Origin of the sequence: Streptomyces sp. SKN60 (assembly GCF_026236535.1) — a bacterium.
GTDB lineage: Bacteria > Actinomycetota > Actinomycetes > Streptomycetales > Streptomycetaceae > Streptomyces.
The window spans coordinates 305,881-329,952 of the sequence record NZ_JAHTMW010000004.1 but is presented as its reverse complement, the minus strand read 5'-3'; the positions used below and the strand labels follow the sequence as shown (position 1 = coordinate 329,952).

Below are 24,072 nucleotides of genomic sequence, written 5' to 3'. Positions count from 1 at the left end.
CGCTGTCCTCCGGCGAGTTCTCGGAGGATCAGCGTGGGTGACCTGAAGCAGCACAGTCTCATCAAGGCCCAGGAGCGGCTCCGCGACCAGGTCGGCCACGCCCTGCGCGCCGCCCTGATAGCGGGCGAACTCCGCCCGGGCAGCATCTACTCGGCGCCCGGACTCGCCGCCGAACTCGGCGTGTCGGCCACCCCGGTGCGCGAGGCGATGCTCGACCTGGCCCGCGAGGGCCTGGTCGAACCCGTCCGCAACAAGGGCTTCCGCATCACCGAGGTCAGCGAGCGCGAGCTCGACCAGTGCACCGAACTGCGCACCCTGATCGAGGTCCCCACGGTCGGCCGGGTCACCGAGACCGCCACCGAGGAGCAGCTGGAGGCGCTGCGCCCGCTCGCCGAGGAGATCGTCACCAACGCGCGCGAGCACAACCTCATCGGCTATCTGGAGGCGGACCGCCGCTTCCATCTCACCCTGCTCGGTCTGGCCGGGAACGACCGTCTCGTCGAGACCGTGAACGACCTGCGCAAGCGCTCCCGGCTGTACGGACTGACCGGCCTCGACGAGGCGGGCAAGCTGGTGTCGTCGGCGGAGGAACACGTGGAGCTCCTCGACCTGATGATCGCCGGCGACCGGCAGGGCGCCGAGGAGTGCATGATGCGCCACCTCGGCCATGTGCGCTCGCTGTGGGCCGAGGCCCGCGACGAGCCGGTCGAGCGCCCCGCCGGCCGCCTCGGCCCGGTCCGCAAGAACTGACCGGGCCGCACGCCGGACTCAGCGCAGGGACTGTCCGTAGACGTGGTCGACGGACATCCGCATCAGCACCCGCCGGTCGGCGACCATCGCCGCCCGGTACTCCTCCCAGTCGGGGTGCTCCCCGGCGGCCAGCCGGTAGTACTCGACGAGCGCCTCGACCTCCGGGCCGTACGGGTCGGTGCCCGGCCCGGTCAGCGTGACCGTGCCCTCGGCGGTCGCCCACGCCCGGCCGTCCTGGGCGGTCACCTCCAGGGCGGCGCGCGGGTCCCGGCGCAGATTGGCCGTCTTGGCCCGGCCCTCGGTCATGGACACGTACAGCGTCTCGGTCTTCGGGTCGTAGAACGGCATCACGGGGGACAGTTGCGGGCGTCCGTCGGCCTTCAGGGTGGCGAGGACGCCGAGGCGGCTCTCGGCGAGCAGGGTGCGGGTGTCGAACGAGGAGGTCGTCATGTCCTTCTTCAAGTCCCTTGAGGAGCCCGGTTGTTCCCGCCGGCGCGGGGCCGGTCAGTCCCGTTCCGGCAGCAGCGCCTCGGTCGCGGCCAGCGAGGTCACCGCGGCGGCCAGGCCGAGCACGGCGCCGGCGGCGACATCACCCGGGTAGTGGACACCCGTGTGGACCCGTGAGTAGCCCACGGCGCTCGCCAGGATCCCCAGCGGGACCGCCATCGGCGGCAGCACCACGCCCACGGCGGTGGCGAACGCGATCGCCGACGCCATGTGCCCCGACGGGAACGAGGCCGACGAGGGCATCGGCACGTGCCGCGCCACGATGACCCGGGCCGCCTCCCGGTCCGGCCGCCGGCGCCGTACGAGACGCTTGCCGAGCAGGTTCGCCGAGACCGAGGCGATCGCGATCGCGCCGGCCCCGGCGATCGCCGCCCGCCGCGCCCGGCCGCCCGCCAGAGCGAGCGCCCCGGCCACCGTGAACGAGATCTTGGAGTGGTCGGCGGCGGCCGAAAGGAGCCGCAGCGCCCGGTCCAGGGTCGGGGTGGGCGTGGCGGCGACCGCCGCGTACAGCGCGCCGTCGATCGCCCGCAGATCGGCGAGCACGGCGCGGACGGTGTCCGGGGGAGCGGGCTCAGTCATGGGAGGTCCTTCCTCGGCGCGGGCCGCAGGCGAGCGCGACGACCCGGCGCCAGCTCAGCGGCGGAGCGGCGGGCAGGGTGCCCGGCCGGTCGCGCGGCACCAGGACCCGCAGGGCCCTCGGCCGCAGGGTGCAGACGACCGGCGTCGGCAGGGTCAGGGCCTCGCCGTCGACGGCCACCGCCAGTTCGGTGGACGCGGAGACGACCTCGACCCGGACGGCCGTCAGCACGTTCAGACCGGCCGACTGCGCCCCGCGCACCGCGAGGTCCGCCGCCTGCGCGGCGCCGTCCACCCGGATGCCGACCACGCCGAGCGCGCCGCCGTCGAGCCGGGGCCGCTTGCCGCCGCCGAAGGGATCGGGCGAGTTGTAGGGGTTGTTGGAGACGAGCAGCGCCTGCTGGTCGGACAGCTCGGTGGCGTCGGCCCGTGCGTCGAGGCGCCGACTCGAGCCGGCGGCGAGCAGGTCGGGCATCATGCTCAGCGCCGTCTCCGCCTTCGCGTTCCGGTACTCCGGGCGCTGCACCACATCCGCGTACACGCCGAAGGACACGGTGTTGACGAACGGCCGCCCGGCCACGTCCCCGAGGTCCACCCGCAGCTCCTCGCCGTCGGTGAGCGCGTCCAGACAGCGCGACGGGTCGGCGCGGTCCAGGCCGAGGTCCATCGCGAAGTGGTTGCGGGTGCCCGCGCTGATCACCAGGAACGGCAGGTCGTGCTCGGCCGCCACGGCCGCCACCAGGGCCTGGGTGCCGTCGCCGCCCGCCACCCCCAGCAGGTCCGCCCCGCCGGCCACGGCGGCGCGGGCCAGTTCGGCCGCGTCCGGGAACGCGCCGCCCGGCTCGGCCGGGGCGAGCAGCAGCACCTTCGCGCCCAACCGCTCGGCCTTCCCGACCAGATCGAACTTCTCGACCTTCCCGCCGCCGGACTTCGGGTTCATCAGGAGCACCGGCCGCGCGGGCCGCGCGGCGGGCCGCGCCCGGTGCCCGAGGCTCGGCCGGTGCAGGGCACGGCGGGCGCAGGACAGGGCGACGCCCCACAGCGCCAGGGCGGTCAGCGCCGACGGCCACAGCCCCCCTGCCACGTACAGGAGCATGACGCCGACCGGTGTGCCGGCCGCGAGCAGCGCGCCGAGGAACCGCACCGGGCCGCGGTGCGCCAGGAACCACCAGACGCCCGCCGCGCACAGCGCGAGCCCGGCGAGGCCGCTGAGCACGATCAGCACGCCGCCCTCGCCGAACGGCAGGAACAGCGTGAGCACGGCGACGACGGCCGCCAGCATCGCGCAGCGCGCGAGCAGCCGGGACCGGGCCGCGGCCCGCACCCGCGCGGGATCGTCCGTACTCACCCTCGGCCTCCCCGTCTCGACGCTCCCAGCCTGCGGTCCGCCGGGGGAGCGCACCGCCCCGGGCGCCCGTTAGGGTGACGGCGTGGCATGATGCCTCCGCGTGTCCGTCCGGATACCGATTGTGGCACGGGCGGATAGGCGACAAGATCGCTCAGGTGCGTGAAGAATCGAAGCTCTCGGACGGGGTCGTCACCCTGTCGCCCCTCGGCCCCGACGACCCGGGCCGGACCCCTGCCCCCCACCCCTGGGAACCGTGGCGCGCCCACGGCCCCGTACGGATCCTCGGCATCCGCGCCGGGCGGCTCGTCGGCACCGTCGAGCTGCGCCCGGCGGCCGCCGGGTTCGCCCGCGGCGACGTCGACCTGTGCGTCTCCCTCCGGCCCGAGGCCCGCGGCCGGGGCCTCGCGACCCGGGCCGTGCTGCTCGCCTGCGACCACGCCCGGGCCGCGGGCGCCCGTCGCGCGGTCGTCCTCGCGCCGGCCGAGACGCCCGGTGCCGACACCGCCGCCGGTGCCGGTGCCGGTGCCGGTGCCGGGGCCGTGGCCCGCCGGGCCGGCTTCGCCCGGCGCGGCCAGATCAGCCGCGCCGACGGCGCCCTGCTCGACTGGCACGTCAAGGAGCTCGACACGCCGGAGGGCTGAACCAGGCCGTACGGGGAGACGCCGTACGGGGGTCAGGCCAGGATCCCGCTGCCGTGCGGGGCGTACAGGTCGAGCAGCCGGACCCGGGTCACCTGGAGCCGGTGGGCGAGGATCTGGCCGACCCAGAACATCACCGACGAACCGAACTCCGGATCCGTCCGGCACATCGACCGCACCGCCGCGCCGTCGAACTCGTAGGCCCTGACCGGCGTCATCGCCTCCGCGCCCGACTGGCACAGATACGGCGGGAACAGCCACGACAGGCCCACCAGCTCGCCGTGCCGCAGCGTCTCGATGACGGGCGCCCCGCGCCCCGGCACCCTGGCGTCCAGGGTGACCGCGCCCGTCTTCACGATCCAGAAGCGGTCGGCGCGGTCCTGTTCCTCGAACAACCGGTCGCCCGCCTCGAAGTACACGTCCTCGGCGAAGGCCATCAGGCGTTCCCGGTGCTCGGGCGGGAGCGTGCTGACCTTGGGTGCGGCGGCGCTCATGGCGGGCCTCCTCTGCGCGGTGGCGGCGTGCGTCCCGCCTCCAGTGTCCGCCGCCCGCGCCCCGTGCGCAGACACCGCACCCGGGCGGTCACACGGACGCCGTACACGCGTCGCGGCGCCCCCCGAACGGCCGGTGGCGGGCCGGTCACCGCCCGCATACGGTGAGCTCGTCCCGGGGGGATCTCCACGCAGAACGGTTTCCTCTTCATGGCCGACAGGCCCTCGATCGTCCTCGTCCACGGATTCTGGGGCGGCGCCGCCCACTGGTCCAAGGTGATCGTCGAACTGAACAGGCGCGGCCACGACCGGCTGCACGCGGTCGAGAACCCGCTCACCTCGCTGGCCGACGATGCCGAGCGCACCCGCAAGATGATCCGGCAGATCGACGGACCCGTGATCCTCGTCGGCCACTCCTACGGCGGCGTGGTCATCACCGAGGCCGGCGACCTGCCCAACGTCTCGGCGCTCGTCTACATCGCGGCGTTCGCGCCGGACGCGGGGGAGAGCCCCGGCCAGATCAGCCAGGAGATGCCGCCGGCGGGCTTCAGCAGCATCGTGCCCGACTCGGACGGCTACCTCTGGATCAAGCAGGACGAGTTCCACGAGACCTTCTGCGCCGACCTCACCGCCGACGAGGCCCTGGTCATGGCCGTCACCCAGAAGGCGCCGGTCGGCTCCACCTTCGGCGACACCGTCACCGCACCCGCCTGGCGCACCAAGCCGTCCTGGTACCAGGTCTCCGCCCAGGACCACGCCATCCACCCGGACAACGAGCGCCGGATGGCCCAGCGGATGAACCCGCGCAAGATCGTCGAACTCGACGCCAGCCACGCCTCGCTTGCCTCCCGCCCGGCCGAGGTCTGCGACCTGATCGAGGCCGCGGTCCGCGAGACCGGCTGAGCCCCGGACGGCACCACCACAAGACGCGGCCCGCCCCGTCGGCCGAACGGGGCGGGCCGTCACTCCTTCTACGGCTCGGTTCGCCGCACCAGCTCCCCGTACGCCTCCGCGAGGCGCAGCGTCGTCTTGCCGACCGTGAACGCGCGGTCGTCGACCGTGCGCACCGGCTGCACCTCGTACGCCGTGCCGGTGAGGAACACCTCGTCGGCCAGGGCGAGTTCGGCCGGGTCGATGCCCCGTACCCGTACCGTCAGGCCGAGGTCACCGGCCAGGGCGATGACGGTCTGCCGGGTGATGCCGTCGAGGAAGCCGTCCGGGACCGGGGTGTGCAGCTCGCCGTCGATCACCAGGAAGAGATTGGCGCCGGTCGCCTCGGCGAGCCGGCCCCGGTGGTCCAGGAGGAGCGCGTCGTCGAAGCCGGCCGCCTCCGCCTCGTCGCGGGCCAGGGTGCCGATCGCGTACAGCGAGGCCGCCTTCGCCCGGACGGGGGCGGTGTCCGGCGAAGGGCGACGCCAGCGCGAGGTCTTGAGCCGGATGCCCCGCTCCTGCGCCCCGTCCGCGAAGACGTGCGGCCACTCCCAGGCGGCCACCGCGACATGGACGCTGTTGCCGGCCCCGGAGACGCTGATCTGCTCGGCGCCGCGCCAGGCCACCGGCCGTACATAGCCGTCGGTGATGCCCTCGCGGGCCACGATCTCCCGGGTGACGGCGTCGAGTTCGGCCGCCGCGTACGGGAGCGCGAAGTTCAGCTCGCGGGCCGAGGCCCGCAGCCGCTCCGCGTGCTCCACGGACTTGAACGGACGCCCGCCGTACACCCGCACGCCCTCGAACACCGCGCCGCCGTAGTGCAGTCCGTGCGAGAGGACGTGCAGCCGGGCCTCCCGCCACGGCACGAAGGCGCCGTCCAGCCAGACGCTGCCGTCCCGGTCGTCGAAGGGTTCGGGGCTCACGCGGTGGCCTCCTCGGCGTAGTCGATGCGGATCGCCCGCTCAAGGAGGGCGTGGAACTCCTCGGCCTCCGCCGTGCTGCCGTGCCGGGAGATCACGAAGGCCGGATAGCCGGTGAAGTCCGGGTACGGGCGCACCTCGTCGCCCGGGAACAGCATCTGCACCACGTGGTCGACGCGCGGGTCGTCCCGCAGTGCCGCCAGGCCGTGCACGGCGCTGATCCGGCCGTGCCCGCCGCACGGCACGATGTAGTTGGCGGCGGCCCCGACCGGCTCGGCGAGCCCCTCCCCGTACCCGCCGGCCGGCGCACCGCCCACCGCGATCCGCAGCGCCTCGGCGGCCAGGTCGACCCCGCTGACGTGCGAGGCCACATAGTGCGAGACCCCGGAGCCGCCGATCCGTGCCCCCATCTCCAGGAGGTACGGCTTCGTGCCGCCGCGCAGCCGCAGTTCGGTGTGGGTGGGGCCGTCGGCGATGCCCAGCGCCGCGTGGGCGGCGGTCACCTCGCGCACCACCGCGTCGCGGACCGCGGCCGGCAGGACGGCGGGCGCCCGGTAGACGCTCTCCTCGAAGTACGGGCCCTCCGGCTCGCCCTTGTAGCCGATCGACAGGATCCGGACCCTGCCCCCGGACACCAGGGACTCCACGGCGAACTCGGGCCCGTCCAGATACTCCTCGACCACGAGCGCCGCGTCCGTCACGCCCAGCTTGGCGGCGCACACCCGGCGGACCTCGCCGACCGTGCCGCGCAGCGCGTCCGGGGTGTCGGCGCGGGTCACGCCCAGACTGGAGAAGCCGTGCGCGGGCTTCACCACGACCGGGAAGTCCAATTCGCCGGCGGCCGCGAGGCCCGGCTCGGGGTCCGGGCCGTCGACCCGGGCGAACCGCGGCACGTTGAGCCCGGCCGCCGCGAGGCGTTCCCGCATGACCCGCTTGTCCTGGGCGCCGAGCGCGGTGTCCCGGCCGATGCCGGGCAGCCCGAGCAGCTCGGCGGCCTCCGCGACGAACGGCACCAGCGGGTCGAACAGGGTGGCGACGCCCTGGAACGGGCGGGCCTCGTGCCGCTTGCGCAGCGCGTCGAGTGCCCCCGCCGGGTCGCCGTCCACGTCCAGCGGCAGCACCTCGACGACGGCGGGCGGCAGCCGGTCGGCCGGCACCTCCTCGTCGGGCCGGGGGACGAGCACCACGTCGACGCCGGCCCGCGCGGCGCCCTCGAAGATCCAGGGGAGCGAGACGCGCTGGTAGAGCAGGACGACGGTGGGACGGGCTTCGGTCATGAACGGTTTCCTTGCCTCGGTGCGGTGGTTTCGGCGTCCTGTTCGCCGGCGTCCCGGGTCTCCGCGTCCTGGTCGCCGGGCCGCTGCGGCGCCGGTACGGGCCGGGGCGGCGCGGCGCGCCCGCCGACGGTCAGCCAGACGCCCGCCGCGCAGACCGCGATGAGCGCCACGACCAGCGGCCCGGGCGGGCCCGCCGTGCCCAGCGCCCACTCGCCGAGCCGTACCAGGAACGGCACGACCAGCGCCACCGCCGAGGTGAACAGCGGGCCCTTGCGCAGGATCAGCTCGTGCGAGATCACGAACACCGGCGCGGTGAGCACCGCGCCGAGCACCCCGATCCCCGCCCAGTCGGCCGCGTCCACGGAGCCCAGCGGCACGAAGAGCAGCGTCGCGGCGCCCAGCATCACGGTGCCCGCGCCGGTGATCGCGGGCAGCGCGGCGAGCGGCGGCACGTCCGCCATGCGCTGCCGGTAGACATAGCCGTACAGCGCGTACGTGAAGGTGCCGCCGAGCGCCATCAGACCGCCGGTCAGCAGCGCGCCCGTGCCGACCGTGTCGCCGCCCGCCCGGCCGTCGGCGACCGCGTACCCGCAGGCGGCGGCCACCGCGAGGAGCGTGCCGAGCAGCTTGCGGCGGGTGGACGGCTCGCGGAAGGCGGCGATGCCGATCAGGAAGGTGAGACAGGGCAGCAGGGACACGATCAGACCGACCCGGGACGCCCCGATCCGGCTGGTGCCGAGCAGCGTGCCCGAGTAGTACGCGAAGAAGCCGAGGAACGCGAGCACGGCCACCGCTCCCGGGCGGGCCGTGGCGGTGCGCACCCCGGCCCAGGTGCGCGGCAGCACGGCCGCGACCGCCGTGATCACCACGAAGCTCGCCGCGGTCCGGCCGGCGGCGACCGCGAGCGCGGGCGCGCCGCTCACCAGATGCCCGGAGAGCAGCCAGCCGGTCGCGAGCAGCAGCACCATCAGGGCGGCGAGCCCCGGGACGGCGAGCCGCCCGCCCCGCTGCCCGTGCCCCGCCCTGCCGTGCTCCGTGTCGTGGTCCGTCACCACTCCGCCCGCGCGAACTCCAGCGGCGGCAGCCGGTCGAGCCCGCCCTTGGCGCGCCGCAGGACCTCCTGGTCGGCGGTGAAGGCGTACCGCAGCCGGCGCCCCGAGGCGTCCCGGTCCGACTCCGGCGCCGGCAGGTACTCCCGTACCAGCTCGCGTGCGCGGGAGCGGTATTCGGCGTCCTCGGTGACCTCCGCCTCCAGCTTCTCCATGGTGGCCACATAGGCGCGCAGCGCCTCGACGGCCCGTTCGAGGTCGAGCCGGAGCAGTCCGCCGCCGGCCGGGTCGCCGGTGAGCGCGCCGTGCTCGCGGAACCAGGAGTAGAGGAAGACCCCGGTGCCGGAGTCGAAGTTGCCGGTGGCGTCGTCGGCCTGCGGATAGCGGAAGACCCGCTCCATGAGGATCATCGCGATCTGTTCCGCGGCGTACGGCACGAGCCCGCTGTCCGCGCAGGCGAGCACCGTCTTCGCGTCGACCTTGATCTCCTCCAGGAGCCCCACGAACCAGTTCATCTTGAGCGCGATGTGCTCGTCGAACGGCCACAGCCCCTGGTAGTGCATCGCGTCGTGGAGATAGCCCCAGATCGCGCGGGCCTCGAAGCACACGTCGGCCGCGAGCCCGCCGGACGCGCGGGGCAGCGAGTCCGCGGTGAGCACCGCGGCGGCGGCCGGCAGCGCGTACGTCTCGTGGATCTTGCGCATCTTGTTGAAGAAGAACATCGCGTACGGCTGCTCGGTGACCTTGTCGTGCGCGGCCACGTTCTCCGGGAAGAACACGATGCACGAGCCGTGCGCGAAGCCCGCGCTGCCGGTGAGCAGGATCAGCGACTGGCAGTTGTTCTTGGGGTGCGGAAAGCTCTCGGCGAGCACCGGCAGCGCGTCGGGCTCCTTGCGCAGGGCGAAGAAGCAGTCGAGCCGCTTGCCGACCGGCGGCGCGCTGTTGGTGGTCTGGATCGGCGCCAGGAAGAACGTGGTCTCGCCGTCGGCGGGCGCGGCGAGCGCGTCCCGGGAGCGCCCGAAGTGCGGGCGGGTGTCGAGCCCGGCGGCCAGCCAGCCGTCGACGTCGGCCTCCAGGGCCGCCGCCTGCCCGTCGAGCGCGTGCCGCCGGTACCAGGCCGCGCCCTCGTCCCGTATCCGTGCCAGCAGTTCCCGGTCGTCGGCCGTGGGCGCCGGCACCGTGCCGTCGTCGGCCTGGCGCGTCCGGAAGCGGTTCACCAGCGGGATCAGCGAGTCCATGAGCACGGTCGCCTCGGCGAGCAGATACTCCGGCACGGGCGCGGTGGCGGGCCGTCCCGCGGCGGGCGTCGTACGCAGGCTCATCGGGCGGCCCCGGCGAGCGGTGCGGCGGTGTCGGACGCGATCGCGGCGGCGTCGGACGAGAGGTCGACGGCGAGCACCTGGTGCACCGTGAAGACCATGGGCACCGGCCCGAAGTCGCGTATCACCCGCAGTCCGTGGCGCTCGGCGGCCACGATGGTGGTGATGCAGCCGTCCACCCGGCCCTCCGCGCAGTCGATCGCGGCCTGGGAGTTGCTCAGCACCTCGAGCACCTCGACGCCGGCCGGGGCGAGGGCCGGCCGGACCAGGCCCTGGGGCGCCGGGTGCGAGGCGACCACGGCCGGGGTGTCCGTACCGCGGCTGGCGAGCACCATGTTGTGGGTCGGCATCACAAAGCTGTCGATCATGTGCAGCCGGTGCAGATTGGCGAAGACCAGCGTGTGCAGGGCGGGGTAGACGGCGCACGCGGTGAGCGCGTGCCGGCCGTCGTCGGGGACGGCCTCCAGGGCCTCCTCGATCGAGGCGTGCAGGGTGACGGAGCCGTCGGTGACGCCGCGGCGGCGCAGCCACTCGTGAGAGGCGGCCTCCAGGTTCGTCCCGTGCGGACCTAACGTGTGCAGATGACGGACGTCGTCCGGTCGCGCGTGCATCGGTGTGGGGGCCTTTCCGTGGGCTGCGTGTGGCACCGGCAGGTCGTGCGCTGTTCCTGGTTCTGCGAGCGGACAAGATCCAAGCAAGTGCGGGCGAGCGAGGGCAAGGCCTTTCGGGCGCGTCCCGGATGGTGAAATACGGACGTTGCGCCTCCGCCGCCCGCCGTTCACCCGCGCCGTTCCTCTCGCGCCGTACGGCCGCCCCGCCACGCTCCGTGTCCGCGCGCCCCGGCCCGGCGTGCGCCTCCCGGGCGGAGGGCGGAGCATGAACGTGGGGAGGAAGCGGCGATACGGGGGCGGTGACCCAGGAGGGTGTCATGGCCGTCCCGGACGGTGGCGACGCACTCGTCGTCCTGAGCGACGTCGACAAACACTTCGGCGCGCTCCACGTGCTCCAGTCCATCGACCTCACCATCCACCGTGGGGAGGTCGTGGTCGTCATCGGGCCCTCCGGGTCCGGCAAGTCCACGCTGTGCCGTGCCATCAACCGGCTGGAGACGATCGACTCCGGCACCATCACCATCGACGGCCGGCCGCTGCCCGCCGAGGGCAAGGCGCTGGCCGCGCTGCGCGCCGACGTCGGCATGGTCTTCCAGTCGTTCAACCTCTTCGCCCACAAGACCGTCCTCGCCAATGTCACCCTCGGCCAGATCAAGGTCCGCAAGAAGGACCGCAAGAAGGCCGAGGAACGCGCCCGCGCCCTGCTTGAGCGGGTCGGCGTGGCCAACCAGGCGGACAAGTACCCGGCGCAGCTCTCCGGCGGACAGCAGCAGCGCGTCGCGATCGCCCGCGCGCTCGCCATGGACCCCAAGGTGATGCTGTTCGACGAGCCGACCTCGGCGCTCGACCCGGAGATGATCAACGAGGTCCTGGAGGTCATGCGGCAGCTGGCCAAGGACGGCATGACGATGGTGGTCGTCACCCACGAGATGGGCTTCGCCCGCTCGGCGGCCAATCGTGTGGTCTTCATGTCCGACGGCCGGATCGTCGAGGAGACCACGCCCGACGAGTTCTTCAGCAACCCGCGCAGCGAGCGCGCCAAGGACTTCCTGTCGAAGATCCTCAAGCACTGACCCGCACCGTACCCCCACCCGAAACCCGTACCCGTACCCGCACCACCGTGGAGTGAAGACCATGAACCCGCACAGGAACCGCAGGATCACCGTCGCCGCGGCCGCCGCGGTCGTCCTCGCCTTCACCGGCGCCGCGTGCAGCGACGACGGTGGCGGCGGCGGGGGCGGCGACGACAAGATCACCGTCGGGATCAAGTTCGACCAGCCCGGCCTCGGCCTGAAGACGCCGGACGGCAAGTACACGGGCTTCGATGTCGACGTCGCGACGTACGTCGCGAAGGAACTCGGCCACGATCCGTCCGACATCGTCTGGAAGGAGGCGAAGAGCGCCGACCGTGAGACGCTGCTCCAGCGCGGCGACGTGGACTTCATCGCGGCCACCTACTCGATCAACGAGAAGCGGCAGGAGAAGGTCGACTTCGCCGGTCCCTACCTCCTCGCCCACCAGGACGTGCTGATCCGCGCGGACGACAACACCATCACCAAGCCCACCGACCTCAACAACAAGAAGCTCTGCTCGGTCACCGGCTCGACCTCCGCCCAGAACGTCAAGACGAAGATCGCCCCGAACGCCCAGCTCCAGGAGTACGGCGGCTACTCCGAGTGCCTCACCGGCCTGGAGAACGGCGTGATCGACGCCCTGACCACCGACGACTCGATCCTGGCCGGCTATGCCGCGCAGCCCGAGTTCAAGGGCAAGTTCAAGCTCGGCGGCTTCAAGCTGAGCAACGAGAACTACGGCATCGGCGTCCAGAAGGGCAGCGAACTCAAGGACCAGATCAACAAGGCCCTGGAGAAGATGGTCGCCGACGGATCCTGGCAGGCCGCCGTGGACAAGAACCTCGGCCCCGCCGGTTACCAGAACGAACCCGCCCCCAAGATCGGCGTCATCGTCCAGTGAGCAGGCCGCCGTGTTCGACTTCCTCGAGGGCTACGACATCCTGGGCGCCTTCTGGACCACCATCCAGCTGACGTTCTACTCCGCCATAGGCTCCCTCATCTGGGGAACGCTGCTGGCCGCCATGCGCGTCAGCCCCGTTCCCCTCATGCGGGGCTTCGGCACCGTCTACGTCAACATCGTCCGCAACATCCCGCTCACCGTCATCATCGTCTTCACCTCGCTCGGCCTCTTCCAGACCCTCGGAGTCAGCCTGGGCGCCAAGGACTTCACGACCATCAACTTCCGGCTCGCCGTCCTCGGCCTCACCGCCTACACCTCCGCCTTCGTCTGCGAGGCCCTGCGCTCCGGCATCAACACCGTGCCCCTGGGCCAGGTCGAGGCCGCCCGCGCCATCGGTCTGAACTTCACCCAGACCCTGCGCCTCATCGTGCTGCCGCAGGCCTTCCGCTCGGTCGTCGGCCCCCTCACCAACGTCCTCATCGCCCTCACCAAGAACACCACCGTCGCCGCCGCCATCGGCGTCGCCGAAGCCGCGCTCCTGATGCGCGAGATGATCGAGAACGAGGCGCAGCTCCTGCTCATCTCCGCGATCTTCGCCTTCGGCTTCATCTGTCTCACCCTGCCCACCGGACTGTTCCTCGGCTGGATCGCCAAGAAGGTGGCGGTGAAGCGATGAAGGAGAAGCCGACCGTCCTCTACGACGTCCCCGGGCCGAGCGCCCGCCGTCGGAACGTCCTCTTCACCGTGCTCTTCCTGGTCGCCATCGGCGCCCTGGTGTGGTGGGTGGTGGACAGCCTCGCCGCCAAGAACCAGCTCGACGGGACCAAGTGGGATCCGTTCTTCACCGACCCCCGGATCTGGAACACGTACATCCTGCCGGGCCTGAAGAACACCGTCATCGCCGCCGCCCTCGCCATGGTGATCGCCCTGCCGCTCGGCGCGCTGTTCGGCATCGCCCGGCTCTCCGACCACACCTGGGTACGGGCGACGGCCGGCACGGTCGTGGAGTTCTTCCGCGCCATCCCCGTACTGATCCTGATGCTCTTCGCCAACGCCGCCTACTCGGAGTTCACCGACGTCAGCCCCGAGAACCGGCCGCTGTACGCGGTCGTCACCGGGCTCGTGCTCTACAACTCCTCGGTCCTCGCCGAGGTCGTCCGGGCCGGCATCCTCGCCCTGCCCGGCGGGCAGACCGACGCGGCCAAGGCGATCGGCATGCGCAAGGGCCAGACCATGGCGTACGTGCTGCTCCCGCAGTCCGTCACCGCGATGCTGCCCGCCCTGGTCAGCCAGCTCGTCGTGATCGTCAAGGACACCGCGCTCGGCGGCGCGATGCTCGGCTTCTCGGAACTGCTCGCCTCCGTGCGCCCGATGAGCGCGAACTACGGGGCGAACACGATCGCCTCGTTCACCATCGTCGCCGTCGTCTTCGTGATCCTCAACTTCCTCCTCACCACCTTCGCCTCCTGGCTGGAGGGCCGGCTGCGCCGCGGCAAGCGCTCCACCGGAGCCGTCGTCGGCGTGGAGGCGGTGGAGGAGCTCGCCGTACCCGGCGAACACCCGCCGGGCGGCGGGGAACGGCCCTGAGTCCGGACGAACGACGCCGCGCCCCGGATGCTCGCCCCGGGGCACTCCGGCGCCCAGAATCGGGGCATGACCGCCGCGCCCCCGCCGCCCACCCGTACCGACCGGCTGCTCGCCGCTCTCGCCGGGATCCTCGCCGGATACGGCGGGCTCGCGGTCGCCGCGCTCGTGGCCGTCGTCGTGCGCCCCGAGGCCGGGCCGGTGCCCGCCGTCGGCGACGCGGTCGTCGACCGCACCCCGGCCGGGGTCAAGGACTGGGCCATCCGCACGTTCGGCGAGAGCGACAAGGCGGTCCTGGAATTCGGCATCCTCGTGCTGCTCGCGCTGATCGCCGCCGGTCTCGGTCTGCTCGCCCTGCGCCGCCGGGCCGCCGCCCTCGCCGGCGTGGGGCTGCTCGGCGCGCTCGGGGTGCTCGCCGCCGTCACCCGGCCCGACTCCACCTCCGCCGGCGACGCGCTGCCCTCGCTCGCCGGCGCGGCCACCGCCGCCGCCCTGCTGTACGTCCTGATCGCCCGGCTCACCCGGCCGCGCCCCGCCGCGGCGCCCCGCACCGACCGCCGCGGCTTCCTGCTCGCCGGGGCCGGCGTGGCCGCCGGCGCCACCGCGGCCACCTTCCTGGCCCGCAGCCTGGGCTCCACCCGCTCCGAGCACGCCGCCGCCTCCCGCAGCGCGCTGCGGCTGCCCCGGCCCGCCTCGCCCGCCCCCGCCGTACCGCCCGGCGCCCAGCTCCCGGTCGAGGGCATCAGCCCCTTCGTCACCCCGAACAAGGACTTCTACCGGGTCGACACCGCGCTCGTCGTCCCGCGCGTCGACGCCGACACCTGGAAGCTGCGCGTCCACGGCAGCGGCGTACCGCGGGAGCGGGTCTTCACCCTGCCCGAGCTGCTGCGCCGCGAGGTCGTCGAACGCGACATCACTCTCGCCTGCGTCTCCAACGAGGTCGGCGGCTCCCTCGTCGGCAACGCCCGCTGGCTCGGCGTCCGCCTCGACGCCCTGCTCCGCGAGTGCGGGGTCCGCCCGCCCTCGCAGGGCGGCCCCGCCGACCAGCTCGTCGCCCGCTCCGTCGACGGCATGACCATCGGCACCCCCGTCGAGGCCGTGATGGACGGCCGCGACGCGCTCCTCGCCTTCGGCATGAACGGCGAGCCGCTGCCCTTCGCGCACGGCTTCCCCGTCCGCATGGTCGTCCCCGGCCTGTACGGCTACGTCTCCGCCTGCAAGTGGCTGAGCTCCCTGGAGCTCACCACCTTCGCCGCCTACGACGCCTACTGGGTGCCGCGCGGCTGGTCCGCGCAGGCGCCGGTCAAGACCCAGTCCCGGATCGACACCCCCCGGCCCCTCGCCAGGATCACCGCGGGCGGCCGCCCGGTCGCCGTCGCCGGCGTCGCCTGGGCCCAGCACCGGGGCGTCTCCCGGGTGCAGGTACGGGTCGACGACGGGCCCTGGCAGGACGCCGAGCTCGGCGCCGAGGACGGCCGCGACACCTGGCGCCAGTGGGTCCACCGCTGGCCCGCCACCCCCGGCAAGCACACCCTCACGGTGCGCGCCACCGACGGCACCGGCGCCGTGCAGACCGACCGCCGCGCCGACGTCATGCCGGACGGGGCGACCGGCCTGCACTCCGTCGAGGTCACCGTCACGGAGGACTGAGCGGCGGCACCGGGTGGCCGATGCGTCCCCGCCCACGGCGGCCGGGCGCCACCGGCGCGCGAGCGCCTTGCACCTGCCGGGCGGCAGCGGTACGCCCCGCCCGCCTCGCCCACCACCGAACCTGCCCAGTGCCCCGGGCCCGCCGTCGGTGGCGCGGCACCGGTACGTCTCGTCGACGGCGGGCGTCCGAGGAACGCCGGCCCGCGGGCGCCCGGCCGGGCCGCGGCCCGGCGGCCCCCAGCGCGGCACCCCGGCCGAGACCGCCGGCTGCCCCGCCCCGGCGGATGCCGCCGGGGCCCGTACGGCGCACCATGAGAAGCATGGACCGTACGCCGCGACTCGGGGAGGTCAGCGCGCCGGGCCGCGTCGCCGGGCCCGACGAGGGCATCAGCACCGCCGAACTGGCCCTCGCCACCCGCAACCACGGCCTGCCGCTCGAAGCGCTCGCCCACGACACCAGCCCGCCCGGCCTGCACTACGTCCTCGTGCACTACGACATCCCCGCCACCGACCCCGACACCTGGCGGCTCGACCTCGACGGCCTCGTCGACCACCCGCTCTCGCTCGACCTCGCGGCGCTCCGCGCCCGCCCCGCCGTCACCCACCGGGTCACCCTGGAGTGCGCCGGCAACGGCCGGGCCCGCCTCACGCCCCGCCCGGTCAGCCAGCCCTGGCTGGCCGAGGCCGTCGGCACCGCCGACTGGACCGGCGTCCCGCTGGCCGCCCTGCTCGCCGAGGCGGGCCCGCGGGCCGGCGCCGTCGAGGCCGTCTTCACCGGCGCCGACCACGGCGTGGAACGCGGAGTCGAACAGGACTACCGGCGCAGCCTCCCGCTCGGCCCGGCCGCCGACCCCGACCGCGGCGTCCTCGTCGCGTACGCCATGAACGGCGCCCCGCTGCCGCCCCAGCACGGGCACCCGCTGCGCCTGGTCGTGCCCGGCTGGTACGGCATGGCCTCGGTGAAGTGGCTCCGCTCGGTCACCGTCACCGACACCCCCTTCACCGGCTTCCAGCAGGCCGTCGCCTACCGCTACCGGCGCGCCACCGAGGACCCGGAGGACCCGGGCGAGCCGGTGACCCTGATCGCCCCGCGCGCCCTGATGATCCCGCCCGGCTTCCCCGACTTCATGACCCGGGCCCGCGTCGTCCGCCCCGGCCCGGTGCCGCTGGCCGGCCGCGCCTGGTCCGGGCACGGCCCCGTGGTCCGGGTCGAGCTCAGCGCCGACGGCGAGGAGAGCTGGACGGACGCCGAGGTCACCGCCGACCCGGACCGGCCCTGGGCCTGGGCGGCCTGGCGAGCGGGCTGGACGGCGACCCCGGGCACGTACCTCCTCAGCGTCCGCGCCACCGACGCCACCGGCCGCACCCAGCCGCTCACCGCCCCCTGGAACCGCAGCGGCTTCGGGAACAACCTGGTGCAGCGGGTCGAGGTGCACTGCCTGGCGGAGTGACCCGTCCCACCCGGTCGCCGCCGCGGGGGTGTCCGTACGGCCGGATAGAGTCGACCGGGACCGACCGTCACCACCGGCCGGACATCGCAGGCCAGACACCGCAGCACCGAGGAGCATTCCGTGACCGACCCGGAGACCACCGCCCTGCAGCAGCAGACGGCCCTGCAGCAGCAGATCGCCCGGGAGCTGGAGGTCGGCGAGACCTTCGACCCTAAGACGGAGATCGAGCGCCGGGTGGCCTTCCTCGCCGACCGCCTCACCTCCACCGGGCTGCGCTCCCTGGTCCTCGGCATCAGCGGCGGCGTCGACTCCACCACCGCGGGCCGGCTCTGCCAGCTCGCCGTCGAGCGGGCCCGGGCCGCCGGCCACGAGGCCGTGTTCCACGCGATGCGGCTGCCCTACGGCGTCCAGGCCGACGAGCACGACGCCCAGCTCGCCCTCGGCTTCATCCGGGCCGACCAGGTCCTCACCGTGGACGTGAAGCCGGCCAGCGACGCCGCCCTCGACGCGGCCCTGGCCGCCGGCGTCTCCTTCCGCGACGCGCACCACCAGGACTTCGTCCAGGGCAACATCAAGGCCCGCCAGCGGATGATCGCCCAGTACGCGGTGGCCGGCGCGCACGACGGCCTGGTCGTCGGCACCGACCACGCCGCCGAGGCGGTCTCCGGCTTCTTCACCAAGTACGGCGACGGCGCCGCCGACCTCGTCCCGCTCACCGGTCTCACCAAGCGCCGGGTGCGCGCGGTCGCGGCCGAGCTCGGCGCCCCCGCCGAGCTGGTGTGGAAGACCCCGACGGCCGACCTGGAGACCCTGGACCCGGGCAAGCCCGACGAGGACGCGCTCGGCGTGACGTACGACGAGATCGACGACTTCCTGGAGGGCAAGCCGGTCGGCGAGGCCGCCTTCGACGCGATCGTGCGCCGCTACCGGCTCACCGACCACAAGCGCGGCCTGCCGATCGCGCCCTGAGCCGATCGCGCCCTGAGGCTCCTGGGCCCCCGCCCCTTCCGGGCACGGTCACCCGAGGGTGACAGGCGGGGGACCATCCGGCCGTTTCCGCGTGGCGGGGGCGGCCGGGCGCCCGGGCCGTGGTGCCCTGTGGGGACGTCAGCAGACGCCCCACCGAAGGGAGATCACCCGTGTTGTTCGGCAGCACCACGGCATTCAGCAGCTTCTCGGTCGACGACCTCGACGCGGCCCGCGCCTTCTACGGCGACACCCTCGGCCTCCAGGCCGACGTGGAGGGCACCGGGGAGATGCGGATGCTGTTCCTCACCCTCGCCGGCGGCGCGAGGGTCATGGTCTACCCGAAGGGCGACGCGCACAGCCCGGCGAGCTTCACCGTCCTGAACTTCCAGGTCGACGACATCGACGTCGCCGTCGACGCCCTCGCCGACAAGGGTGTCGAGTTCCAGCGCTACGAGGGCTTCGAGTTCGACGCCAAGGGCATCTGCCGGGACGAGCGCGGCCCCGCCATCGCCTGGTTCACCGACTCCGCGAAGAACGTCATCGCGGTGCTCCAGCGCTGATCCGCCGCTTCCGGCCCTTGGGCGGCGTGCGCCCCCGTCATGTGATCCACTGTCCTGGCGGGGGCGCACACGAACAGGAGCCGTACGCCGTGTCCACGTACCGTCAGCCGGAACTCGTCCTCACCGACCGCCACTACACCGTCCCCCTCGACCACGCCCGCCCCGACGGCGAGACGATCGAGCTGTACGGACGCGAGGTCGTCGCGAGGGACAAGGCCGACCGCAGCGACCTGCCCTGGCTGCTCTACCTGGAGGGCGGCCCCGGCTTCGGCGCCCGCCGCTTCATCGGCCCGCAGGCCTGGCTCGGGCGCGCCGTGCGCGAGTTCCGCGTGCTGCTCCTGGACCAGCGCGGCACCGGCCGCTCCACCCCCGCCAACCGGCAGACCCTGCCGCTCCGCGGCACCCCGCGCGAGCAGGCCGCCTATCTGGCCCACTTCCGCGCCGACTCCATCGTCAAGGACTGCGAACTGATCCGCCGCGAGCTGACCGGCGGCGCCCCGTGGACCGTCCTCGGCCAGAGCTTCGGCGGCTTCTGCGCCACCCACTACCTCTCCACCGCGCCCGAGGGCCTCGCCACCGTCCTCATCACCGGCGGCCTGCCCTCGCTCGGCGCCACCGCCGACGAGGTCTACCGGGCCGCGTACCCCAGGATCCTGCGCAAGAACGAGGCACACTACGCCCGTTACCCCGACGACGTCGAGCGGGTCCGGGCGATCGTCGCGCACCTGCAGGAACGGCCCGCCGCCCTGCCCGGCGGCGGCACCCTCACCCCCGAGGCCTTCCAGTCCCTCGGCATCCTCCTCGGTACCGGCCAGGGCACCCACCAGCTCCATCTGCTCCTGGAGGACGCCTTCGTCCCCACCCCCGCCGGCGCCGCGCTCTCCGACGCCTTCCTGGAAGCCGTCCGGGCCCAGCTCTCCTTCGCCGGACACCCGCTCTACGCCGTGCTCCACGAGGCCATCTACGCCCAGGGTCCGGGCCACGGTCACGGCGCCACCGACTGGGCCGCCGAGCGGGTCCGCGCCGAGTTCCCCGCCTTCGACGCGGCCAAGGCGCTCACCGGCGACGGACCGGTCCTGCTCACCGGCGAGAGCATCCACCCCTGGCACTTCACCACGGACCCGGCGCTCGCCCCGCTGCGCGAGACGGCCGAGCACCTGGCCGCCCGCGCCGACTGGGCGCCGCTGTACGACCCGGCCCGGCTCGCCGCCAACGAGGTGCCGGTCGCCGCCGCCGTCTACCACGACGACATGTACGTGGACACCGCCCACTCCCTGCGCACCGCCCGGACCATCCGGGGCCTGCGCACCTGGGTCACCGACGAGTTCGAGCACGACGGCGTCCGGGCCGGCGGCCCGCGCGTCCTCGACCGGCTCCTCGCCCTGGTCCGCGACGAGGTCTGAGCGCGGCGCCGGCCCGGGGCGCGGGTGGCGGGTGGCGGGTGGCGGAACCGGTCGCTCCGCGCCGGGGTCCGCCGCCCGCGCCCGGCGATAGGATGCGCGCGCAATCGGTGAGCAATCGGCGATCGCCCGCCGCCCGTTCGAGCACCAGGGGGACCGTTGGCCGCAGGGGGACCGGTGACACCCGGCGGGATCCCCGTGCCGTCGTCCGGACGCGAGCTGAAGTTCCGCGCCCTGACGGCCCGGCTGCGCCAGGGCATGCTGGACGGCACCTGGCCGCCGGGCAGCAAACTGCCCACCGAGCGGGCCCTCGCCGCCGACACCGGCGTGTCCGTGACGACGGTCCGCCGCGCGTACGAGGAGCTGGTCGCCCTCGGCCTGGTCGAACGCCGCCAGGGCGCGGGCTCCTTCGCCGCCGCGCACCCCGAGGAGCCGCGCGGCGGCCGCACCGTGGTCGGCGTCCTCGTTCCCGACACCGCCTTCTACTACCCCCGGGTCCTGCACGGCATCGAGCATGAACTCACCGCCGCCGGGGCCCGGTTGGTCCTCGCCTGCTCCCACTACGACCCCGCCGAGGAGGACGCCGCCGTCGCCCGGCTGCTCGGCTCCGGCGTGCACGGACTGCTCCTCGTGCCCACCCTGCACACCGCCACCGACCCCGGCCGGCGCGCCGAGGAACTGCTCGCCCTGCCCGTGCCCGCCGTCCTCGTCGAACGGCGGCTCGCCGCGCACGGCCCCGGCGACCCCACGGAACACGTCTGCACCGACCACGAGGGCGGCGCCTACGACGCCGTGCGGCACCTGCGCGGCCTCGGCCACCGCCGAATCGGGCTCCTGGTCCGCTCCGACGCCCCCACCACCGCCCCGCTCGAGTCCGGCTTCGCCCGAGCCGTCGCCGATCTGCACCTGCCCGCACCGCACTGCGAGCGCGCGACGACGGTGGAGTGGCACGCCGCCCGCGCCGACGCCGCCGTCGCCGCGCTGCGCGCCGCCCGGGTCACCGCCGCGCTCTGCTTCGGCGACCGCGAGGCCGCGCTCGTGCTCGCCGCCGCCCGCCGCGCCGGGCTCCGGGTCCCCGACGACCTCGCCCTGATCTCGTACGACAACGAGCTCGCCGACGTCGCCGAGACCCCGCTGACCGCCGTCTCCCCGCCCAAGTTCCAGGTCGGCCGGCTCGCCGCGCAGATCCTGCTGCGCCGCCTCGCCGAGGGCGACGCCTCCCCGCTGCACCAGGTGCAGCTGCGGCCCCGGCTCGTGGTCCGCGCCTCCTGCGGCGCCGCGCCCGCCCCCGTATCCGCTGCCGGAATCGCCGCCGGCGCGCACAAAAGTCCAAGCGGTGCTCACTGATTGCTCATGGCTGCGCTCCGGTCCGCCGGGATAGAACTCCGTCCGAGCCCCCGGTCCCTCAACGGGCGGCTCACCGCGCCGAGAGAGGACGGACATGACCACCCACGTCGAGAACGAGATCGCGAGCCAGCCCGACTGCTGGCGGCGGGCCGCCGAACTCGCCGCCGAGCGGGCCGACCTGCTGCCCCGGACGGGCGAGCGGATCGCCGTCGTCGGCTGCGGCACCTCGTACTTCATCGCCCGCGCCTACGCCGCGCTGCGCGAGTCCCTCGGCGGCGGCGAGACCGACGCCTTCCCGGCCTCCGACCCGACCCCGCTCGGCCGCGGCTACGACCGGATCGTCGCCCTCACCCGCTCCGGCACCACCACCGAGGTCGCCGCACTCCTCGCCCGCGCCGCCGGCCTGATCCCCACCGTCGCCCTCACCGGCGTCCCCGACAGCCCGGCCGGCCACCACGCCGACGCCGTCGTCGACCTCGGCTTCGCCGACGAACGCTCCGTCGTCCAGACCCGGTTCGCCACCACCGCCCTGCAACTCCTGCGCGCCGCGCTCGGCGTCGGCCTCGGCCCCTCGATCGCCGACGCCGAACTCGCCCTGTACGAGCCGCTGCCCACCGCCTGGGAGAAGCACGGCCAGTTCACCTTCCTCGGCACCGGCTGGACCGTCGGCCTCGCCGACGAGGCCGCGCTCAAGCTGCGCGAGGCGGCCCGCGCCTGGACCGAGTCGTACCCGGCGATGGAGTACCGCCACGGCCCCATCAGCATCAGCGACCCCGGCAGCCTGGTCTGGTGCCTCGGCCCGGTCCCGCCCGGCCTCGCCGACGAAGTCGACGCCACCGGCGCCCAGTTCGTCGCCGACGCCGTCGACCCGGTGGCCGGCCTGGTGCGCGCCCAGCGCCTCGCCGTCGCCCTCGCCGCCCGCCGCGGCCTCAACCCGGACCGCCCGCGCAACCTGACCCGCTCGGTGATCCTGGCCGGGGCCCGGTAGCGCCTGTTCTGCGGATCACGGCGGGGCCCGGCTCGTATCCTGCCCCCATGACCGAGAACAGCGAGAACGGCGAGAACAGCGAGAACGTCGAGAACGGCCAGGACACCGAACAGGCCCCGCCGCTGGCCGAGATGCCCGCCGACTGGCAGCGCGCGCTCGCCGTCGTCGCCCACCCCGACGACCTGGAGTACGGCTGCGCCGCCGCCGTCGCCGGCTGGACCGACCAGGGCAAGGACGTCGGCTACCTCCTCGTCACCCGCGGCGAGGCCGGCATCGACACCCTCGACCCGGCCACCTGCGCCCCGCTGCGCGAACGCGAGCAGCGCGAGAGCGCCGCGATCGTGGGCGTGACGAGCGTGGAGTTCCTCGACCACCGCGACGGCGTCGTCGAGTACGGGCTCGGGCTGCGCCGGGACATCGCCGCCGCGATCCGCCGGCACCGGCCGGAACTGGTCATCACCCTCAACCACCGCGACACCTGGGGCCCCGAGCCCGGCGGTTTCTGGAACACCCCCGACCACAAGGCCGTCGGCCGCGCCGTCCTCGACGCGGCCGCCGACGCGGGCAACCGCTGGATCTTCCCCGAGCTCGCCGAGCAGGGCCTCGACCCCTGGAACGGGGTCCGCTGGGTCGCCGTCGCCGGCTCGAACCTGCCCACCCACGCCGTCGACGCCGGCCCCGGCCTGGAGCGCGCCACCCGCTCGCTGCGCGCCCACCGCACCTACATCGAGGCGCTGACCGACCAGGACGTGGACGCGTACTGCCGCTCGTTCGTCGCCGAATCCACCGGCCGGGCCTCGGCGCGCTTCGGCGGCCGTCCGGCCGTCGCCTTCGAGGTGTTCCCCCGCTAGGGCCGGTCCGGGCCGGTGCGTCCCGGCCGTGGCTACATGTTGGGGTCGGGCCGCAGCACCGCGAACGGCGCGCCGAACGGGTCCGTGAACCAGGCGAGCCGGCCGACGTCCGGGACGTCCGAGGGCGGCAGCAGCACCGAACCACCGTTCTCCTGCACCGTCACCGAGGTGCGGTCCGCGTCCGCCACCATGAAGTACGGCACCCACATCGACTTGTCCATGCCCTCCTGGCGCGGCGCCGCCCCGCCGAACGAGGCGTCCTGCGGCTCGCCCTCGGCGGTCAGCAGCACGCGGTAGGTCATGCCCGAGGACTCCATCTCCTGCCAGCGCCAGCCGAACAGGCCCTGGTAGAAGCCGAGGGTGGTCTCCGGGTCGGGCACGTGCAGCTCGACCCAGACCAGGGTGTCGTTCTGCGAGGTGCGCTCCAGGCCCTTGACGGCGTTCGGCTGCCACACCGCGAACTGGGCGCCCGCCGGGTCGGTCAGTGAGGCCATCCGCCCCGCGTCCATCACGTCGAACGCCGCCGCGCGCACCGTGCCGCCCGCCTTCTCCGCCGCCTGTGCGGTCGCCTCGGCGTCCGGGGTCTGGAAGTAGACCGTCCAGGCACTGCTCGCGCCCTCCTCCGTCAGCGGGCCGAGCGCCGCGACGGTCTTGCCGTCCTGCTGGAAGAAGCCGTAGCCACCGGCGTCGGGTCCCGCCGAGGCGAAGTCCCAGCCGAAGACCCGGCCGTAGAACTGGGCGGCGGCGGCCGTGTCCGGGCTGCCGAGGTCGAGCCAGTCGGGGGAGCCGGTGATGAAGTCCGTACCGAGCATGGGGTGGGTCCCGTCCTTCCGGGTGGGAGGCCGTGCGGTGCCGTGGGCGTCGTACGGGGCCGGGGTTTCC

25 protein-coding genes are annotated in these 24,072 nt (G+C 74.1%); 15 read left to right on the top strand and 10 right to left on the bottom strand.

Annotated elements, in window-relative coordinates:
• Positions 1 to 33: 33 nt before the first annotated feature.
• Positions 34 to 750 carry a GntR family transcriptional regulator gene (locus KV205_RS09355; protein ID WP_265863623.1) on the top strand — a complete coding sequence of 239 codons (717 nt, stop codon included), beginning with the start codon at positions 34 to 36 and terminating at the stop codon, positions 748 to 750.
• A gap of 18 nt (positions 751 to 768) precedes the next feature.
• Here the strand turns inward: KV205_RS09355 and KV205_RS09350 are convergent, their stop codons facing one another.
• The 3 genes from KV205_RS09350 to KV205_RS09340 are packed head-to-tail and all read right to left on the bottom strand — an operon-like array spanning position 769 to position 3,115.
• Positions 769 to 1,200: a PPOX class F420-dependent oxidoreductase gene (locus tag KV205_RS09350; RefSeq protein ID WP_265863622.1), complete on the bottom strand. Its 432-nt coding sequence runs from the start codon at positions 1,198 to 1,200 to the stop codon at positions 769 to 771.
• Positions 1,201 to 1,254: 54 nt separating this feature from the next.
• Positions 1,255 to 1,836 carry a phosphatase PAP2 family protein gene (locus tag KV205_RS09345; RefSeq protein WP_265863621.1) on the bottom strand — a complete coding sequence of 194 codons (582 nt, stop codon included), beginning with the start codon at positions 1,834 to 1,836 and terminating at the stop codon, positions 1,255 to 1,257.
• Complete coding sequence (locus tag KV205_RS09340; protein WP_265863706.1) at positions 1,829 to 3,115, bottom strand: diacylglycerol kinase family protein; 1,287 nt, start codon at positions 3,113 to 3,115, stop codon at positions 1,829 to 1,831. The genes KV205_RS09345 and KV205_RS09340 overlap by 8 nt, the downstream gene beginning before the upstream one ends.
• Before the next feature lie 221 nt (positions 3,116 to 3,336).
• Between KV205_RS09340 and KV205_RS09335 the strand changes: the two genes are divergently transcribed.
• Entirely contained in the window at positions 3,337 to 3,822 is a 486-nt protein-coding gene (locus KV205_RS09335; RefSeq protein ID WP_265863620.1) for a GNAT family N-acetyltransferase, read from the top strand.
• A 32-nt stretch (positions 3,823 to 3,854) separates the two neighbouring features.
• On the opposite strand, the gene KV205_RS09330 is transcribed toward KV205_RS09335, so the two are convergent.
• Positions 3,855 to 4,313, bottom strand: a complete 459-nt coding sequence (locus KV205_RS09330) for a Crp/Fnr family transcriptional regulator (protein WP_265863619.1) — start codon at positions 4,311 to 4,313, stop codon at positions 3,855 to 3,857.
• Between the two features lie 207 nt (positions 4,314 to 4,520).
• On the opposite strand from KV205_RS09330, the gene KV205_RS09325 reads away from it, so the two are divergent.
• Positions 4,521 to 5,213 carry an alpha/beta hydrolase gene (locus KV205_RS09325; protein WP_265863618.1) on the top strand — a complete coding sequence of 231 codons (693 nt, stop codon included), beginning with the start codon at positions 4,521 to 4,523 and terminating at the stop codon, positions 5,211 to 5,213.
• 68 nt (positions 5,214 to 5,281) lie between these two features.
• Here the strand turns inward: KV205_RS09325 and KV205_RS09320 are convergent, their stop codons facing one another.
• The 5 genes from KV205_RS09320 to KV205_RS09300 are packed head-to-tail and all read right to left on the bottom strand — an operon-like array spanning position 5,282 to position 10,416.
• On the bottom strand, positions 5,282 to 6,163 hold the full coding sequence (locus KV205_RS09320; protein WP_265863617.1) for a branched-chain amino acid aminotransferase: 882 nt from the start codon (positions 6,161 to 6,163) through the stop codon (positions 5,282 to 5,284).
• Entirely contained in the window at positions 6,160 to 7,437 is a 1,278-nt protein-coding gene (locus tag KV205_RS09315) for an ATP-grasp domain-containing protein (protein WP_265863616.1), read from the bottom strand. Before KV205_RS09315 ends, KV205_RS09320 begins: the two co-directional genes overlap by 4 nt.
• The gene (locus tag KV205_RS09310) at positions 7,434 to 8,489 is read right to left on the bottom strand and encodes a DMT family transporter (protein ID WP_265863615.1); all 1,056 of its coding nucleotides are present in this window, start codon (positions 8,487 to 8,489) and stop codon (positions 7,434 to 7,436) included. Before KV205_RS09310 ends, KV205_RS09315 begins: the two co-directional genes overlap by 4 nt.
• On the bottom strand, positions 8,486 to 9,808 hold the full coding sequence (locus KV205_RS09305; protein ID WP_265863614.1) for a DUF6421 family protein: 1,323 nt from the start codon (positions 9,806 to 9,808) through the stop codon (positions 8,486 to 8,488). The genes KV205_RS09310 and KV205_RS09305 overlap by 4 nt, the downstream gene beginning before the upstream one ends.
• Positions 9,805 to 10,416 carry a prephenate dehydratase domain-containing protein gene (locus KV205_RS09300; protein WP_265863613.1) on the bottom strand — a complete coding sequence of 204 codons (612 nt, stop codon included), beginning with the start codon at positions 10,414 to 10,416 and terminating at the stop codon, positions 9,805 to 9,807. Before KV205_RS09300 ends, KV205_RS09305 begins: the two co-directional genes overlap by 4 nt.
• Before the next feature lie 317 nt (positions 10,417 to 10,733).
• Here KV205_RS09300 and KV205_RS09295 point away from each other — a divergent pair, with 317 nt between their 5' ends.
• From KV205_RS09295 to KV205_RS09240, 12 genes are all read left to right on the top strand, one after another.
• A complete protein-coding gene (locus KV205_RS09295; RefSeq protein ID WP_265863612.1) occupies positions 10,734 to 11,489 on the top strand; it encodes an amino acid ABC transporter ATP-binding protein in 756 nt (251 codons plus the stop codon).
• A 61-nt stretch (positions 11,490 to 11,550) separates the two neighbouring features.
• On the top strand, positions 11,551 to 12,390 hold the full coding sequence (locus tag KV205_RS09290; RefSeq protein WP_265863611.1) for a glutamate ABC transporter substrate-binding protein: 840 nt from the start codon (positions 11,551 to 11,553) through the stop codon (positions 12,388 to 12,390).
• 10 nt (positions 12,391 to 12,400) lie between these two features.
• Entirely contained in the window at positions 12,401 to 13,066 is a 666-nt protein-coding gene (locus KV205_RS09285) for an amino acid ABC transporter permease (RefSeq protein ID WP_265863610.1), read from the top strand.
• A complete protein-coding gene (locus tag KV205_RS09280) occupies positions 13,063 to 13,977 on the top strand; it encodes an amino acid ABC transporter permease (RefSeq protein ID WP_265863609.1) in 915 nt (304 codons plus the stop codon). Before KV205_RS09285 ends, KV205_RS09280 begins: the two co-directional genes overlap by 4 nt.
• Positions 13,978 to 14,043: 66 nt before the next feature.
• Positions 14,044 to 15,624, top strand: coding sequence for a molybdopterin-dependent oxidoreductase (locus tag KV205_RS09275; RefSeq protein ID WP_265863608.1), 1,581 nt, complete (start codon positions 14,044 to 14,046; stop codon positions 15,622 to 15,624).
• A gap of 320 nt (positions 15,625 to 15,944) precedes the next feature.
• Positions 15,945 to 17,075, top strand: a complete 1,131-nt coding sequence (locus tag KV205_RS09270) for a sulfite oxidase (RefSeq protein WP_265863607.1) — start codon at positions 15,945 to 15,947, stop codon at positions 17,073 to 17,075.
• Between the two features lie 120 nt (positions 17,076 to 17,195).
• Complete coding sequence (gene nadE / locus KV205_RS09265; RefSeq protein WP_308404071.1) at positions 17,196 to 18,044, top strand: ammonia-dependent NAD(+) synthetase; 849 nt, start codon at positions 17,196 to 17,198, stop codon at positions 18,042 to 18,044.
• 173 nt (positions 18,045 to 18,217) lie between these two features.
• Positions 18,218 to 18,604 carry a VOC family protein gene (locus tag KV205_RS09260; protein ID WP_265863704.1) on the top strand — a complete coding sequence of 129 codons (387 nt, stop codon included), beginning with the start codon at positions 18,218 to 18,220 and terminating at the stop codon, positions 18,602 to 18,604.
• Between the two features lie 89 nt (positions 18,605 to 18,693).
• A complete protein-coding gene (locus tag KV205_RS09255; RefSeq protein WP_265863606.1) occupies positions 18,694 to 20,007 on the top strand; it encodes an alpha/beta fold hydrolase in 1,314 nt (437 codons plus the stop codon).
• Positions 20,008 to 20,202: 195 nt separating this feature from the next.
• On the top strand, positions 20,203 to 21,351 hold the full coding sequence (locus tag KV205_RS09250) for a substrate-binding domain-containing protein (protein ID WP_265863605.1): 1,149 nt from the start codon (positions 20,203 to 20,205) through the stop codon (positions 21,349 to 21,351).
• 94 nt (positions 21,352 to 21,445) lie between these two features.
• Positions 21,446 to 22,339, top strand: a complete 894-nt coding sequence (locus tag KV205_RS09245; RefSeq protein WP_265863604.1) for an SIS domain-containing protein — start codon at positions 21,446 to 21,448, stop codon at positions 22,337 to 22,339.
• Between the two features lie 131 nt (positions 22,340 to 22,470).
• A complete protein-coding gene (locus tag KV205_RS09240) occupies positions 22,471 to 23,190 on the top strand; it encodes a PIG-L deacetylase family protein (RefSeq protein ID WP_265863703.1) in 720 nt (239 codons plus the stop codon).
• 32 nt (positions 23,191 to 23,222) lie between these two features.
• Here the strand turns inward: KV205_RS09240 and KV205_RS09235 are convergent, their stop codons facing one another.
• The gene (locus tag KV205_RS09235) at positions 23,223 to 24,002 is read right to left on the bottom strand and encodes a VOC family protein (RefSeq protein WP_265863603.1); all 780 of its coding nucleotides are present in this window, start codon (positions 24,000 to 24,002) and stop codon (positions 23,223 to 23,225) included.
• Positions 24,003 to 24,072: the final 70 nt, after the last annotated feature.

Bases quoted from the DNA above. Each gene is read 5' to 3' on its own strand.
- KV205_RS09350 (WP_265863622.1), bottom strand. From the start codon at position 1,200: ATGACGACCTCCTCGTTCGACACCCGCACCCTGCTCGCCGAGAGCCGC.
- KV205_RS09345 (WP_265863621.1), bottom strand. From the start codon at position 1,836: ATGACTGAGCCCGCTCCCCCGGACACCGTCCGCGCCGTGCTCGCCGAT.
- KV205_RS09340 (WP_265863706.1), bottom strand. From the start codon at position 3,115: ATGCTGGCGGCCGTCGTCGCCGTGCTCACGCTGTTCCTGCCGTTCGGC.
- KV205_RS09330 (WP_265863619.1), bottom strand. From the start codon at position 4,313: ATGAGCGCCGCCGCACCCAAGGTCAGCACGCTCCCGCCCGAGCACCGG.
- KV205_RS09325 (WP_265863618.1), top strand. From the start codon at position 4,521: ATGGCCGACAGGCCCTCGATCGTCCTCGTCCACGGATTCTGGGGCGGC.
- KV205_RS09315 (WP_265863616.1), bottom strand. From the start codon at position 7,437: ATGACCGAAGCCCGTCCCACCGTCGTCCTGCTCTACCAGCGCGTCTCG.
- KV205_RS09305 (WP_265863614.1), bottom strand. From the start codon at position 9,808: ATGAGCCTGCGTACGACGCCCGCCGCGGGACGGCCCGCCACCGCGCCC.
- KV205_RS09300 (WP_265863613.1), bottom strand. From the start codon at position 10,416: ATGCACGCGCGACCGGACGACGTCCGTCATCTGCACACGTTAGGTCCG.
- KV205_RS09295 (WP_265863612.1), top strand. From the start codon at position 10,734: ATGGCCGTCCCGGACGGTGGCGACGCACTCGTCGTCCTGAGCGACGTC.
- KV205_RS09290 (WP_265863611.1), top strand. From the start codon at position 11,551: ATGAACCCGCACAGGAACCGCAGGATCACCGTCGCCGCGGCCGCCGCG.
- KV205_RS09280 (WP_265863609.1), top strand. From the start codon at position 13,063: ATGAAGGAGAAGCCGACCGTCCTCTACGACGTCCCCGGGCCGAGCGCC.
- KV205_RS09275 (WP_265863608.1), top strand. From the start codon at position 14,044: ATGACCGCCGCGCCCCCGCCGCCCACCCGTACCGACCGGCTGCTCGCC.
- KV205_RS09270 (WP_265863607.1), top strand. From the start codon at position 15,945: ATGGACCGTACGCCGCGACTCGGGGAGGTCAGCGCGCCGGGCCGCGTC.
- KV205_RS09245 (WP_265863604.1), top strand. From the start codon at position 21,446: ATGACCACCCACGTCGAGAACGAGATCGCGAGCCAGCCCGACTGCTGG.
- KV205_RS09240 (WP_265863703.1), top strand. From the start codon at position 22,471: ATGCCCGCCGACTGGCAGCGCGCGCTCGCCGTCGTCGCCCACCCCGAC.
- KV205_RS09235 (WP_265863603.1), bottom strand. From the start codon at position 24,002: ATGCTCGGTACGGACTTCATCACCGGCTCCCCCGACTGGCTCGACCTC.